We start from the raw sequence: 14,580 nt of genomic DNA on the forward strand, positions 1-14,580 counted from the left end.
CCCAAAACAGCAAACATATTTTTGAAAACCAATAATGTTTTAGCAGATAGTTACTTCAATATCAAAAGACCAGATATCGTACATCGTACTTACTACAACAATAAGAACAAGATTAAAAAAATCTATCAATGTAATCACTGTCTATGACATGATTCATGAATTATTTCCTGATGATTTTTCAGTTAAAGATAATACTGCTGACTTAAAGAGTATTATTATCAAGCAGGCAGATCATGTCATCTGCATATCTGAATCTACTAAAAATGATTTGCTAAGAATTTATGATATTCCAGAATCAAATATTTCAGTCACTTATCTAGGCTATCATTCTCTACCAGATGTGAAATCAACCCATATTGAAAATCAAAATTTTAATAACTCTGAAAGACCTTTTTTGCTTTTTGTAGGGCATAGAGGAGGGTATAAGAATTTTTTTAAGATTCTTAAAAGCTGTCTCTATATCAGAAAAATTAGTGAAAGACTTCGATATTGTTGCTTTTGGTGGTGGCAAATTTTCTGTGGATGAAAAAAGATATATTTCTGAATTAGGATTAGAAGAAAACCAAGTCAAAAACATTCAAGGCGGAGACAATATGCTATCAGTTTTGTATAGTAAAGCCACCCTCTTCGTCTATCCGTCACTGTATGAAGGTTTTGGTTTACCACCGCTTGAAGCGATGGATCATAGCTGTCCAGTAGTATGTAGTAATACCAGCTCTATTCCAGAAGTAGTAGGCAAGGCAGCATTGAAGTTTTCACCATTCGATGTTGAGGACATAAGTCATACTATGGAAAAAGTACTTTATAATTCTTCAATTAGAGATGACTTAATGTTAGCAGGATTGGAACGAACTAAAAGTTTTTCTTGGGAAAAAATGTGCTGCTGATACTTTAGAAGTATATAGGTCTATATTATGAGTCAAAAAAATAGCACTTATTTGCGGAATGACAGGACAAGACGGAAGTTATTTAGCGCATTTTTTTGCTTAATAAAGGTTATAGCGTTTGGGGTACGTCAAGAGATGCCACAAACTCCAACAATATCAATCTAATTAGATTAAATATAGTCGATAAAGTAAAGTTGATTACGATGGAGCCTTTAGACTTTAGAAGTGTGTTGACCAGTATAAATCAGGTCGAACCTGACGAAATTTATTATCTAGCAGGTCAGTCCTCCGTTGGTTTATCCTTTGAGCTACCTTCCGAAACTATACAAAGCATAGTATTAGGTACTTTAAATATCTTAGAAGCATGTCGTATGAGTCCAAAGCCAGTACGTCTATATCAAGCAGGATCAAGTGAATGCTATGGAGATGTAGGCAAGGAAATCGCTGATGAAAGCTTTGCTTTCAAACCCAGTTCTCCTTATGCAGTCGCAAAAGCATCGGCATATTGGTTAGTAGATAACTATCGCAAATCATACGATCTTTACGCTTGTACGGGCATCTTATTTAATCATGAGTCTCCTCTAAGACCCAAGAGATTTGTTACTCAAAAGATAATCGAAAGTGCTAAAGCGATTTCTGAAGGTAAAATTGATAAAGTTACTTTAGGACGTATAGATATTAATAGAGATTGGGGGTGGGCTCCAGAGTATGTAGAAGCTATGTGGTTAATGCTTCAACAAGATGAGCCAGAAGATTTTATAGTAGCGACAGGACAGAGTTATTCTTTAGCAGAGTTTATCGATATAGCTTTTCAAAGTTTTGGATTAAAATGGCAAAATCATGTGGTTCAATCTGATGAATTTTATCGTCCCTCAGATATTGTTTTTAGTCAGGCTAATCCTAAAAAAATTAATGATAAGTTAGGTTGGCATACTAACACTATGCTTCCCCAAATCATCCAGAAGATGATTGAAAGTCAGTATTGGTGAGTTTGTGATTAATGAACACAGGAATAACTAATATGAAAAAAAGCACTTATCACTGGTATTACCGGACAAGACGGCTCTTATCTTGCTGAACTATTATTAGAGAAAGGCTATCAAGTTCATGGTATCAAGCGCCGTGCCTCTCTCTTTAATACCCAACGTATAGACCATATCTATCAAGACCCACATGTTGAGCACCAAAACCTAATCTTGCATTATGGTGATTTGACTGACTCCTCTAACTTGACCCGTATTATCCAAGAAATACAGCCCGATGAAGTCTATAACTTAGGCGCACAGTCTCATGTTGCTGTGAGTTTTGAATCACCAGAGTACACAGCTGATGTCGATGCGATGGGTACACTACGATTATTGGAAGCCATTAGACTATTAGGTCTAGAAAAGAAGACTCGATTTTATCAAGCTTCCACCTCAGAGTTATACGGACTGGTACAAGAGTCGCCGCAGTCAGAGACCACGCCGTTTTATCCGCGGTCGCCCTATGCGGTCGCTAAGCTTTATGCCTACTGGATGACTGTCAACTACCGTGAAGCTTATGGCATGTATGCCTGTAATGGTATCTTATTCAATCATGAGTCACCGCGCCGTGGTGAGACCTTCGTCACTCGCAAGATCACTCGTGGGCTAGCCAATATTTCCCAAGGTTTGGAGCAATGCCTATATCTAGGTAACATGGATGCACTACGTGACTGGGGTCACGCCAAAGACTATGTCAAAATGCAATGGCTGATGCTACAGCAGGATAAGCCAGATGATTATGTGATTGCCACTGGTAAGCAGTACAGCGTGCGCGAGTTCGTACAGTGGTCAGCCACCGCTTTGGGAATTGATATTAAATTTGAGGGTAGAGGTGTAGCAGAAAAGGGTATAGTTACTCAAATAACCTCTGATTCTGCACTGGCAGTGAAAGTAGGCGATATTATTATCCAAGTAGATCCTAGGTATTTCAGACCTACAGAAGTCGAAACTTTATTGGGTGACCCGAGCAAGGCTAAGAATCAGCTAGGCTGGGAGCCGGAGATAACCGCGCAAGAGATGTGTCGTGAGATGGTAGCTTATGATTTATCGATAGCTAAACGTCATGCATTATTGCTAGCCAACGGTTACTCCTTGCCACTTACACACGAAGACTAAGATATACCAAGAATAAATATAAAGGTGAGTATGTAATGTCTATGCAATATAAAGACAAGATTTATATAGCTGGTCATCAAGGAATGGTGGGCAGTGCTATCTTTCGCCTCTTGAATGAGCGTGGCTATGATAATTTGCTCACTGCAGATCGTAATAAGCTAGACCTAATGTCACAACAGCAAGTAGCTGATTTTTTTACTACGCATCAGCCAGACTATGTGTTTTTGGCAGCGGCAAAAGTGGGCGGTATTCAAGCCAACAGTAGCTATCCTGCGGATTTTATTTATAACAATTTGACTATTCAGAACCATATCGTTCATGCCGCTCATAATGCTAATGTTAAAAGACTGCTATTTTTGGGTTCTAGCTGTATCTATCCCAAGAACGCTAGCCAACCGATGACCGAAGACTCGTTACTATCAGGATATTTAGAGCCAACTAATGAGCCTTATGCTATCGCAAAAATAGCCGGAATAAAAATGTGTGAAAGCTACAATCGGCAATATGGTACTGACTTTCGTAGCGTTATGCCGACCAACCTCTACGGTCAAAACGATAACTTCCATCCTGAGAACAGTCATGTACTTCCTGCGTTACTACGCCGATTTCATGAAGCTAAACAGAATGATACTCCTGAAGTAGTGGTTTGGGGTAGTGGTACACCGAAGCGTGAGTTCTTGCATGTTGATGACATGGCAGCTGCTTGTGTGCATGTTATGACGATAGAAAAAAACCACTTGGCAGCAGGCCGTGACGCCTATGTGCTCGCATATCAATGTGGGTTATGGCTCTGATATCAGTATTAAAGATTTGGCTTTATTAATCGCTGAAACTGTTGACTATCAAGGCCAAATCAGCTTTGACGACTCCAAGCCTGACGGTACGCCGCGTAAATTATTAGACAGTCAACTGTTAGCTAATCTTGGTTGGCAAGCGCAGATAACCCTTGAACAAGGGATTAAAAGTACTTATGAGTGGTTCTGTCAAGCTGATGAGATTAGAGAATAAAATGAATATTCAAAGACAGCAAGGCGGAAACCAAAGAGATTGGGAGGAGGTACGCCAGCATAGCGATTTGCCTATTATTACTATTATTACCTCTACTTATAATGTCGTGCAAGACCTGCATTGGACGATAGACTCTATCAAAAAGCAAACTTATCCTAATATACAATGGATAATAGCCGATGGTGCCTCCACTGACGGTACCGTTGCGATGTTAGGGGCAAATAATGAGCTGATTGATTATTGGTTTAGTGAGCCTGATACGGGTATCTATGATGCTTGGAATAAAGCGCTTGAGCATGTCAAAGGTGATTGGGTACAGTTCATCGGTGCTGGTGATGAATTGTATGAGACCAATACTTTAGAAAAAGTGGCTTTACATCTAAAAAAACGCTTATCCAAGCTACGAGCTGGTGTATGGCCAAGTAGTACATGTTAGTGAAAAAGGTAGAAAAGAGCTGTATGTTTCAGGCGAGCCTTGGGAAAATTATCAAGGGAAGTGGGAGGGTATAAGGCCAAAATTACCACCTCATCCTGCTCTTTTTCATAACAGTAGCTTATTTAAAGAAAAGAAATTCAATACAGAATTTTCAATAGTCGCAGACAGTCATTTTTTTTGATGCAAAATTTACATAATAGTTTTCTTTATATTCCACTTATAGTAGATAGAATGGTACTAGGAGGTATATCTAGCTCTCCTAAAGGGAAATTAGAATCTTACAAAGAGCTTTTAATTTCATTAAAGGTCTTAAAGATTGACCCTCCTTTAAGGATTAAATATAAATCTATATTATGGTATTTCTTTAGTAAAATCATATTAAAAACTACAAATCAGGTAAGATACGGACAACTTATGGACCTAATAAAGGTTATGAGAGGCAAACCCAAGGTTTTTACAGTTGATTAGATGGAGGGTTTAATCTAGTAAGTAACTAGAGTTAAACATCCTGTAATTTTTTTATATCTTATTTTCAAAGTCTTTTATTTTATCTAAGTAGATTAGAATTTATAATAAAGAGCCCATGTAAATGTCCGTTGCTATAACTATTATTATTCCTACTAATAAACCTCAGAAATATTTATTCGAATGCCTTGATTCGATAATTAATCAAACTATAGATAACAACTTACTAGAGATATTAGTCGTTGTTAATGGATGTTCACTCGATGACTATGTAAGAATTTGTGAGGAAAGGCTTAATAATAGAAGTTATAAAAACCTTAGAGCTATCTATGAAAAACAATCAGGCGTATCTAGAGCGCGTAATATTGGCTTAAATCATGCTTTAGGGGATTATATTGCTTTTGTAGATGATGATGATTTGCTTTCTGAAAATTATTTAGAAGGGTTATATGAGAACGTAAACGCAACTCAGATTGCAGTGGCGAATGTACTTTGTTTTGATAGTGATATACGTGACTACTATTCTGATTATCTAGGAAGAAGTTTTATTCGTCTGAAGCATAAAAGTTATAGCATTTTAACTCACAGAAGCTTTCTATCGATTTGTTGTGCGAAATTAATTCCTACTCTCGTTATCGGAGATACTAGATTCAACGAATCTATCCATATGAGTGAAGATAGTTTGTTTATGGCTTCAATTAGTTATAAGATTAAAAGCATTGGATTTACAGATGAAAAGTGCGTTTATAATAGGAGAGTAACGAATAACTCTCTATCGAGAGGAAAAAAAGATACTCGATATCTTTGTAAACAAAGACTGATTTTGATTATTAATTATATAAAAATCTGGATAAAGCATCCATTTGATATTAATTTATTATTTATATGTTCACGTATTACTGCAGCAGGATTACATTTGATTAGGAAGACATGAAGCCTTTAGTATCAATAATCACACCTACCTATAATAGTGCTGCGACAATTGCTAATACAATACAGTCTGCAATAGCTCAGTCGTATTTAGACTGGGAAATGATTATTGTAGATGACGCTTCAGCAGATAACACAATTGATATCGTAAAGCAGTTACAACATAAAGAGTCACGTATTTCTTTGGTTCAGTTAGACAGCAATGCTGGAGCAGCGTTCGCTCGTAATACAGCTATAAAACTTGCAAAAGGTCGCTATATTGCATTTTTAGATAGTGATGATTGTTGGAAAGTAAGCAAACTATCGAAACAAATTCACTTTATGCAGAGTAATGGATTAAGCTTTAGCTTTACGGCTTATGAGAAAGTAAATGAGTATAATGAGTATATCGGAGATGTTGGTGTACCCGAAACAGTTGATTACCCAGCGTTGTTGAAGTCTAATATAATAGGCTGTCTGACAGCTATATATGATACTAAGTACATAGGGAAAGTATATATGCCAGAAATACGTACCCGACAGGACTACGGATTATGGCTAGATATTTTAAAAAATCATACAGTAGTTGCTTATGGTTTAAATGAAGTTTTGGCAACATATTCTGTAAGAAGTGACTCAATATCTTCAAATAAAAAGAAAGCGGCTTTCAATACATTCAAGCTTTATAAAGATGTTGAAGAATTAGGTAGCATGAAAAGTGTATATTATTTCTGTCACTATTCACTAAGAGGTCTTATTAAAAGTAGGTTTCCTAAATTAGCGTTAATGTTGAGATTAAATAAAACCCCTAATAATATTCATCAATAGGGGTTTTATTTAACACTCATAACTTGAAGGTTTATTATCTACTTCTCTAAATACTGAATCTTACCTTCCACGCCATCCCACTTTTCAGCTTCTGGCATCTGCTCTTTCATCTCTGTGATGTTTGGCCATTTTTGCGCCAGCTCTTCATTTAGCTGAGTGAACATCTCTTGCCCCTTCGGCACCTCGTCTTCTGAGAAAATCGCGTTGGCAGGACATTCAGGCTCGCATAACGCGCAGTCGATGCACTCATCAGGATCGATGACTAGGAAATTTGGGCCTTCATAAAAGCAGTCCACAGGACAGACTTCTACACAGTCGGTGTATTTGCAAAGAATGCAGTTATCTGTAACGACAAAGGTCATAGTGAGGTCTACCTGTTATTGGATTGGCTGATATAGTCAATCTCTTTTAAAAGAGTTATTGTGTCAGCCTTGCCTGAAGTATGATTTATACCTCTGCGCTCAGCTACATTGTAATTCTTTTAAATTAAATCAACTATAAGGGCTACATATAATAGTTGGAAAATAAAGCGTATTTTAGCGCCTTTACTACGCTTTGACAATTCCCTTTAATGACTAATGATTTTCTTCAGATGATAAAGTAAATCGTGCGCTTGTTTGGGTGTCAGGCTATCAGGATCAATGGCGCTGAGCTCGTCTCCTATGCTAAATAACTGATTTTGCTTTAGATTATCCTCTATATTTGGCGATTGTATCGCGTAACTACTTTGTGGTTCTAGAACAACATCGCTGTTAGACTCCCGCTGTTTATCCTTTACTGACTTAGCTAATTCATTTTTATCATCAACAGTTTTTGCTTTATCTACGGCTAAATGGTCTAACTGTAAGTTGTCTGCTAAATAGCGCTTAGCATCTTCTAGTACTTGGGTGGGAATACCAGCCATTTTTGCGACATGCAACCCAAAGCTAGAACTCGCTGCACCATCTTTAATTTGATGCAATAGCAATAATTGACCGTCGACTTCACTAGCTGCTACATGGACATTACGGATATTAACCTGGTGATTGCCAATATCATTCGTTAATTGGGTTAGCTCAAAATAGTGAGTGGCAAATAACGTCAGGCAGCCAATCTCGACTAGGCGATTGACACAGGCATGGGCAATGGCCAAACCGTCAGTGGTGGCAGTACCTCGACCGACTTCGTCCATTAATACCAGTGATTTATTCGTTGCTTGATTTAAGATATTGGCCGTCTCGATCATCTCTACCATAAAGGTCGATTTGCCACCTGCCAAGTCATCAGCTGAACCAATACGCGTAAAGATGCGGTCGATATCACCAATATGAGCACTAGCTGCTGGCACAAAGCTGCCGCAATGCGCGAGCAGTACAATCAGCGCGGTCTGGCGCATATAGGTAGATTTGCCACCCATATTAGGACCGGTAATCAGAAGCAATCTTTCAGGGTGTCCTTCATCAGCATTGGCGCTACCTAATGCGCAGTCATTGGCGACAAAGTGGTTTGTACTTGATGAATTACCGTTCCTGCTGTTGGCGTTGGTTTGATTTAATGCCGCTTCAACCACGACGTGACGACCTTGACGAATATCGATATTGGTTTGACTTTTGGCTACTGATTCGCTGTGGTCTTTTGTATGTAGACCCATAATTGGGCGCTGCCAGTTATACGTCATGGCAAGCTGGGCCCAATTGCTTAGCACATCTAGTTGTGCGATAGCCGCGCTAAGCTGTTGTAGATCAGCCAAATGTTGGTTTAATTGAGTGAGCAGCTCTTGATACAGCTGCTTTTCACGAGCCAACGCCAAGGACTGCACTTAGGTACTCTGTCTCGACTTCCTTTAGCTCATCAGTGATAAAGCGCTCGCTGCTTTTAAGCGTTTGCCGACGGATAAAGTGGGGAGGGGCATTCTTTGCTTGCATCTTAGGCAATTCAAAATAGAAGCCGCTAACTTTATTAAAGCCGACTTTTAGACTCGGTAATTGATTGTCTTGACGGGCACGCTTGACCATCTCGTCTAGCGTCGATTGAATATTGTCATGCAAGTGAGTAAGGCGATCAAACTCTTCATCATAGCCCGCCGCTAGCATGCCACCGTCTCGGATATGAGCAGGCGGCTCTATGATAATAGCGCGCTCGATTAATTCGGCGACGGATTGAACAGCAGGTAGTTGATCTGGCAATTGCTGCATCAGCATTGGTAGCAGGCCAGCGTCTTCATGACTGATACCCGATGCTGTCAATAGAGTAGTCAGCTGAGCGCTACTAGCGACACCATCGGCAAGCTTACGTAAGTCACGAGGCTTGGCACTCACTAGCCCGATTCGACTACTGATTCGTTCAATATCGCCAATAGTATTCAGCGTTTCTCGTAAACGTGTAACCAGTGAGCTATCTTTCAAGTCTTGGTTTGACTCAATTAAGTCACTCTCTGGGCTTAGCAAACAAGTTATCGCATCTAGACGCATATTGATACGTGAATGCTGACGCAATGGACGCTTCATTTGCTGCACAAGTAGGCGTTTACCCATCGGAGTCTGACAGTGATTTAGTACAGATATCAAAGAAGTGCCATTGCTACTAACAGGGGTAAATAGCTCGAGATTTTGCTGGCTATTGGCATCGATAATCAAATAATCATCGCTGTACTCAACAATGAGTTGGTTCACTTGAGGCACGTGGCGTTGCTGAGTTTGACGCGCATAATGGATAAGCGCAGCACAACTGGTTTGTGCAAGTGGAGCCTCATGAATGCCCAACCCGTCGAGACGCTGGACTTCGAACTGTTGACCAAGCGTGTCACTGGCATGCTCACGATGAAAGTCATTAGCAGCGACTTCTATAATAGGGCAGTCCAGATTTTGTCGTAACCACAGTAGCCACTCTGTATCATTGCTTCCAATGCTGTTGCCAACGCAATCAATAAGCGTTTCACTAATGATGCATTCACTGGGTGCAAAACGTGCCAATACAGTCAGCATTTGAGTTTGCAGACCATCTATATCATTTTTATCTGCTATCAGTGTCTGGGTAGTCAGTGTACCTGCGGCCAAATCCATCTGGCTAACGGCTGCTTGTAACGTCTGGCTATTGTCTTGCGTTTTCATAGTCGCAATATCGATGGCGACCACAGTCGGCGTATGATTAGGTGCAATCAATGCGTCATCGGTGATGGTCCCAGCTGTAAGCGTTTTAACCACTTCGCGGCGCATGATGCTACCAGTAGCAGATTTGCTTTTGTCTTTCTTTTGCTTGTCGCCCATTGCAGGGACATTAGACTTATTATCAGCGTTGCCAGTTGTCGATTCGTCAATTTGTTCGCATACGACTACTGTCTGACCAGCAGCGATCAAGCGTGCCATATAGCTATCGGCTGCATGGAAGGGCACACCCGCCATGGCTATCGTGTTGCCTGCCTTATCCGTACCACGCGCGTCAGTGTGATATCTAGTATTTGCGCCGCACGCTTAGCATCGTCAAAGAACAGCTCATAGAAGTCACCCATCCGGTACAAGAGCAATGCTTGTGGATAGTTGGCTTTCATGGTTAGATATTGCACCATCATTGGCGTATGGTCTGCTAGGTTATAGACGGCATCGCCTATATTTAAGCAGTCAGAGTTCTCTTGTTTTGATAAGGGTTTTTCTGATGGATTAGGATTTGACGACTGATTTTGTCCAGATGGCTTTACGGTCATGCAGAGTCTCTTATAGTGCTTTAATGAGTGGTAATGAGTATTTTATGATAGGGGTGCTAAGGGTTATTTGTCTTATGTATGAGTTTGATATATAGCTTTGAGCTTTGGCTTGATCCATAAGCCGGTCACTTGTAGATAAATGGCTTAACGAAAAATTTTGAGACAAGACGTAGCGATAGCAAGCGTATGAAAGTCGAACTGTGACAAACAAATAAAGTCGCTGAAAAAGCTAAGAAATTTGACAAGGTATTCGCTATTTTAACACGTCCTACTAGGTTTTTACTGTGGCAAATATCTACTCGCTGCCCTTGTATCCATCAGCGTCATAACCATATATAATGACGGCACACTTAATTGGGCGATACTAAATTAGGTAGTACTTAGTCGGGTGATGACAAGGCAAAGAGCTAAGCTTTGGCTAATGCGCACTAATTATCGAATATTCCATAGGTCAAAAAATTATGTTATCAAAGATTATAGGCAGTGTGGTTGGCACCAAAAATGACCGCGAATTAAAACGCATGCGTAAAGTGGTCAGCAAGATCAACGCACGAGAGGCTGAAATACAAGCCCTGTCTGATGAGCAACTACAACAAAAAACTGAAGAATTTAAAGCCAGACATCAAAAAGGCGAAAGCTTAGATGCATTATTGCCAGAAGCATTTGCCGTCTGCCGTGAAGCATCATTACGTGTCAACGGCATGCGTCACTACGACGTGCAGCTGATTGGTGGTATCACCTTGCACGAAGGTAAAATCGCTGAGATGAAAACTGGTGAAGGTAAAACCCTAATGGGAACCTTGGCTATGTATCTGAACGCGATCAGTGGTAAAGGGGTTCATCTGGTCACGGTCAACGATTATTTGGCCGCACGTGATGCTGAGCTAAACCGTCCGTTGTTTGGGTTTTTGGGTATGACTGTTGGTGTGATTTACTCACAGCAGCCACCACAAGAAAAAAATCGAAGCTTATCAAGCCGACATTACCTATGGTACCAATAACGAATACGGTTTCGATTATCTGCGCGATAACATGGTCTTTAGTCTTGCTGAGAAAAAACAGCGCCCGCTAAACTTTTGTATTATCGATGAAATTGACTCAATCTTAATTGATGAGGCTCGTACGCCGCTTATCATTTCGGGTCAAGCTGAAGATTCATCACGCATGTACGCGTTGATTAATACGATTATTCCTGTGCTGATTCGTTCAAAAGACGAAGAAGCAAACAAGAATAACGAAGAAGAAGACTTCTGGATTGATGAAAAAAATCGCCAGATTGAAATCAGCGAAAAAGGCTATGAAAAAAATCGAGCGCTTCTTAATCGAAGTGGGCGAGCTGGGTGAAAACGAAAGCTTATATAGCCCAAGTCGTTTGCCACTTTTGGCTCACGTTCAAGCTGCCATCCGTGCGCATCACGTATTTGTCAAAAACGTTCACTATATCGTGGATGAAGGCGAAGTGGTCATCGTTGATGAAAATACAGGCCGTACCATGCCTGGTCGTCGCTGGTCAGAAGGCTTGCATCAAGCAGTCGAGGCCAAAGAAAACGTTGAGATCCAAGCAGAGAACCAAACGCTTGCCACAACGACCTTTCAGAATTACTTCCGTCTATATGACAAGTTATCTGGTATGACGGGTACCGCTGATACTGAAGCTGCCGAGTTCAAATCTACTTACGATCTAGATGTCATCGTGATTCCAACGCATGAGCCGATTGCTCGTATCGATATGGATGACCAGATTTTCTTAACCAAGTTAGGCAAATATAAAGGCATCATTCGCGAAATTAAAGAAATTCAAGCCAAAGGCGCGCCAGTACTGGTTGGTACAGCGACGATTGAGGCCAGTGAAGAGTTGTCTTACTTGCTTGACCAAGAAGGCGTGAAGCATAACGTCCTAAACGCCAAGCAGCATGAGCGTGAAGCAGAAATTATTGCACAGGCAGGTAGCCCAAAGTCAGTCACGATCGCCACCAACATGGCAGGCCGTGGTACGGATATTATCCTTGGTGGTAACTGGCAGTCGTTTATCGAAGATATTGATGCGGTTAGCCCAGAAGAGATGCAGCGTCTAAAATCTCAATGGCAAGTTAAACATGACCAGGTTGTAGCAGCTGGTGGTTTACATATCATTGGCTCTGAGCGCCATGAGTCACGTCGTATCGATAACCAGCTACGTGGTCGTGCTGGTCGTCAGGGTGATCCTGGTATGTCACGCTTTTTCTTATCGCTTGAAGATGATCTCATGCGTATCTTCGCAGGCGATCGCGTGGTCAATATGATGCGTGCGATGGGCCTCAAAGAAGATGAAGCCATCGAACATAAAATGGTCTCTAAATCGATCGAAAACGCGCAAGGAAAAGTTGAGAGTCGCGATTTTGATGCCCGTAAAAACCTATTGAAGTATGATGATGTTGCCAATGAGCAGCGTAAAGTTATCTATGGTCAGCGTGATGATTTATTAGCAGAGATGGACTTATTAGAAGCCATCGAAGTGATGCATCATGAAGTGTATAACGCGATGATCAATCAGTTTATTCCACCTGGCTCTATTGATGATCAGTGGAATATTGACGGCTTAGAAGATGAATTAGAAGACGAGTTCAAAATCTCAATGCCGATTAACGATTGGTTGGATGAGGATCGTCGTCTGGATGAAGAAGGGCTGCGTGAGAAAATCGTTCAAACGGCGATAGATCGTTATCACAGTCGCCGTGAGCAGATGGGTGAAAAAGACGCCGCTCAGCTTGAGCGTCATTTCATGCTACAGAGTCTAGATAAGCATTGGAAAGAGCACTTAACGCAGATGGATCAGCTACGTAAAGGGATTCATTTGCGTGGTTATGCACAGAAAAACCCTGAGCAAGAATACAAGCGTGAGTCGTTTGAATTGTTCCAAATGATGCTTGGTGCGATTAAGTCTGAGACCGTACAAGACTTGTCACGTGTTCATATCCCAACCAAGGAAGAATTGGAAGCATTAGAAATTCAGCAACGTGAGAACGCTGCCCATATGCAAATGCAGTTTGAGCATGACGATGTAGATAACTTGGATAGCAATGCGAGTGGTTCAGCTGCTCAGCCGCAACCACAAAGCCGTACTCTAAACAGTGGAGCTGCCGCAGCTGGCGTTGGTGCTGCTATAGCAGGTAACGGTAGTAATGCTAATGAACCAAACCCATATGCAGGTATGAATATCAGTCGTAATGCAGCTTGTCCTTGTGGATCAGGTCTTAAGTACAAGCAGTGTCATGGTAAAATCTAGTCGTTAGTCATGGCAAGTTAATAGCTATGTACTGAAATGCTATTAAAGACAGCTTTATCTGAAAAAGCCTTATCTTAAATAGATAGGGGCTTTTTTATATCTGTTAGATAACTTATGCAAACTTAAAACTTGCTAGACTAAGTCCAACAAACACTTTGTATTGATTACTTACAAATTCAGCATAGGCGTGAATTTATGGACACGCTATAGTGTTTAACATATTTATTTGGGAGAGTGTCATGAGTGTAGAGTTCTTAAAAAAAGTACGCAGCTCAGTAGTTTTAACAAGTTTGTTGGCTGGTGCCTTGACAGTTAGTGCTTGTCAGCAACAGGCAGAGCCAGAGTCGGGCATGGAAGATAGTGCTAATACAGAAGAGTCCGTTCCAATGTCAGCGGAGCCTGCTGAACCTAGTGATGTCATTGTCGATACTGAAGATGCTTCACTTAACGAAGTAGAAGGTGATACCACCGCTTCAGTAAACAGCGGCGTGATGCAGATGTCGTATCTATGTACACCTGAACTAAAAGTTGAGGCGACTTATAAAGAAGATGCCAATCAAGTTGTTGTCGCAACCGACATGGGTACAGTAACGTTGAACCAGACCAATGAAGGTAGTAATCCTGAAGTGTTTGAAGTGGCGACCGCAATTGATGGTGGTCAAGGCTTCACGCAATGGCGCGTAGGGCACGAAGCTCGTAAAACTGGCGTTATGCGTACTGCTGGTACCGATGAGTCAAATGTTAATACATTTGAGTGTAATGAAGCCTCATAGTTGGTCTGCAATACTTAGTAAGTGATAGGCATTAAAAAAAAGCAACGCTAAGATAGCGTTGGAGACCATCCCAGATTCTGTGTAACTGCCATTTAGATTAAATGCTTACTGATACGGTCATCAAACATAATCATAAAACGATTCAGAGCAGACGTCCAGTTACGGATTGGCATCGACCACTTTTTAGAC

11 protein-coding genes and 2 pseudogenes are annotated in these 14,580 nt (G+C 40.8%); 11 read left to right on the plus strand and 2 right to left on the minus strand.

Annotated elements, in window-relative coordinates:
- Nucleotides 1-148: 148 nt before the first annotated feature.
- The 9 genes from TT11_RS05170 (at nucleotide 149) to TT11_RS05205 (ending at nucleotide 6,674) form a co-directional block, all read left to right on the plus strand.
- Nucleotides 149-526: a hypothetical protein gene (locus tag TT11_RS05170; protein ID WP_261869332.1), complete on the plus strand. Its 378-nt coding sequence runs from the start codon at nucleotides 149-151 to the stop codon at nucleotides 524-526.
- Nucleotides 474-887, plus strand: a complete 414-nt coding sequence (locus TT11_RS05175) for a glycosyltransferase (protein WP_261869333.1) — start codon at nucleotides 474-476, stop codon at nucleotides 885-887. The genes TT11_RS05170 and TT11_RS05175 overlap by 53 nt, the downstream gene beginning before the upstream one ends.
- A 95-nt stretch (nucleotides 888-982) precedes the next feature.
- Nucleotides 983-1,876, plus strand: coding sequence for a GDP-mannose 4,6-dehydratase (locus TT11_RS05180; protein ID WP_261869335.1), 894 nt, complete (start codon nucleotides 983-985; stop codon nucleotides 1,874-1,876).
- A 57-nt stretch (nucleotides 1,877-1,933) separates the two neighbouring features.
- Nucleotides 1,934-3,028 (plus strand): GDP-mannose 4,6-dehydratase, encoded by a 1,095-nt coding sequence (gene gmd / locus TT11_RS05185; protein ID WP_370587787.1) that lies wholly within the window; start codon nucleotides 1,934-1,936, stop codon nucleotides 3,026-3,028.
- Nucleotides 3,029-3,063: 35 nt separating this feature from the next.
- On the plus strand, nucleotides 3,064-3,822 hold the full coding sequence (locus TT11_RS05190; RefSeq protein ID WP_305079961.1) for a GDP-L-fucose synthase: 759 nt from the start codon (nucleotides 3,064-3,066) through the stop codon (nucleotides 3,820-3,822).
- The gene (locus TT11_RS16640; RefSeq protein WP_305079962.1) at nucleotides 3,788-4,036 is read left to right on the plus strand and encodes a hypothetical protein; all 249 of its coding nucleotides are present in this window, start codon (nucleotides 3,788-3,790) and stop codon (nucleotides 4,034-4,036) included. The genes TT11_RS05190 and TT11_RS16640 overlap by 35 nt, the downstream gene beginning before the upstream one ends.
- A gap of 1 nt (nucleotide 4,037) precedes the next feature.
- The gene (locus TT11_RS05195; RefSeq protein WP_261869336.1) at nucleotides 4,038-4,472 is read left to right on the plus strand and encodes a glycosyltransferase; all 435 of its coding nucleotides are present in this window, start codon (nucleotides 4,038-4,040) and stop codon (nucleotides 4,470-4,472) included.
- 589 nt (nucleotides 4,473-5,061) lie between these two features.
- Entirely contained in the window at nucleotides 5,062-5,871 is an 810-nt protein-coding gene (locus TT11_RS05200) for a glycosyltransferase family A protein (protein WP_261869338.1), read from the plus strand.
- Complete coding sequence (locus TT11_RS05205) at nucleotides 5,868-6,674, plus strand: glycosyltransferase family 2 protein (protein ID WP_261869340.1); 807 nt, start codon at nucleotides 5,868-5,870, stop codon at nucleotides 6,672-6,674. The genes TT11_RS05200 and TT11_RS05205 overlap by 4 nt, the downstream gene beginning before the upstream one ends.
- 38 nt (nucleotides 6,675-6,712) lie before the next feature.
- Here TT11_RS05205 and fdxA read toward each other — a convergent pair whose 3' ends face one another.
- The gene (gene fdxA / locus TT11_RS05210; protein ID WP_261869341.1) at nucleotides 6,713-7,036 is read right to left on the minus strand and encodes a ferredoxin FdxA; all 324 of its coding nucleotides are present in this window, start codon (nucleotides 7,034-7,036) and stop codon (nucleotides 6,713-6,715) included.
- 206 nt (nucleotides 7,037-7,242) lie between these two features.
- A pseudogene (gene mutS, locus TT11_RS05215) lies at nucleotides 7,243-10,353 on the minus strand (DNA mismatch repair protein MutS).
- A gap of 461 nt (nucleotides 10,354-10,814) precedes the next feature.
- Between mutS and secA the strand changes: the two are divergent.
- Together secA and TT11_RS05225 are read left to right on the plus strand one after the other, a co-directional pair.
- Nucleotides 10,815-13,618 (plus strand): annotated as a pseudogene (gene secA / locus TT11_RS05220) (preprotein translocase subunit SecA).
- Between the two features lie 239 nt (nucleotides 13,619-13,857).
- Complete coding sequence (locus TT11_RS05225; protein WP_261869343.1) at nucleotides 13,858-14,391, plus strand: hypothetical protein; 534 nt, start codon at nucleotides 13,858-13,860, stop codon at nucleotides 14,389-14,391.
- The last annotated feature ends 189 nt before the right edge of the window (nucleotides 14,392-14,580 follow it).

The sequence above is a fragment of the Psychrobacter sp. JCM 18901 genome, assembly GCF_000586435.1.
In the GTDB taxonomy this organism is placed as follows: Bacteria; Pseudomonadota; Gammaproteobacteria; order Pseudomonadales; family Moraxellaceae; genus Psychrobacter.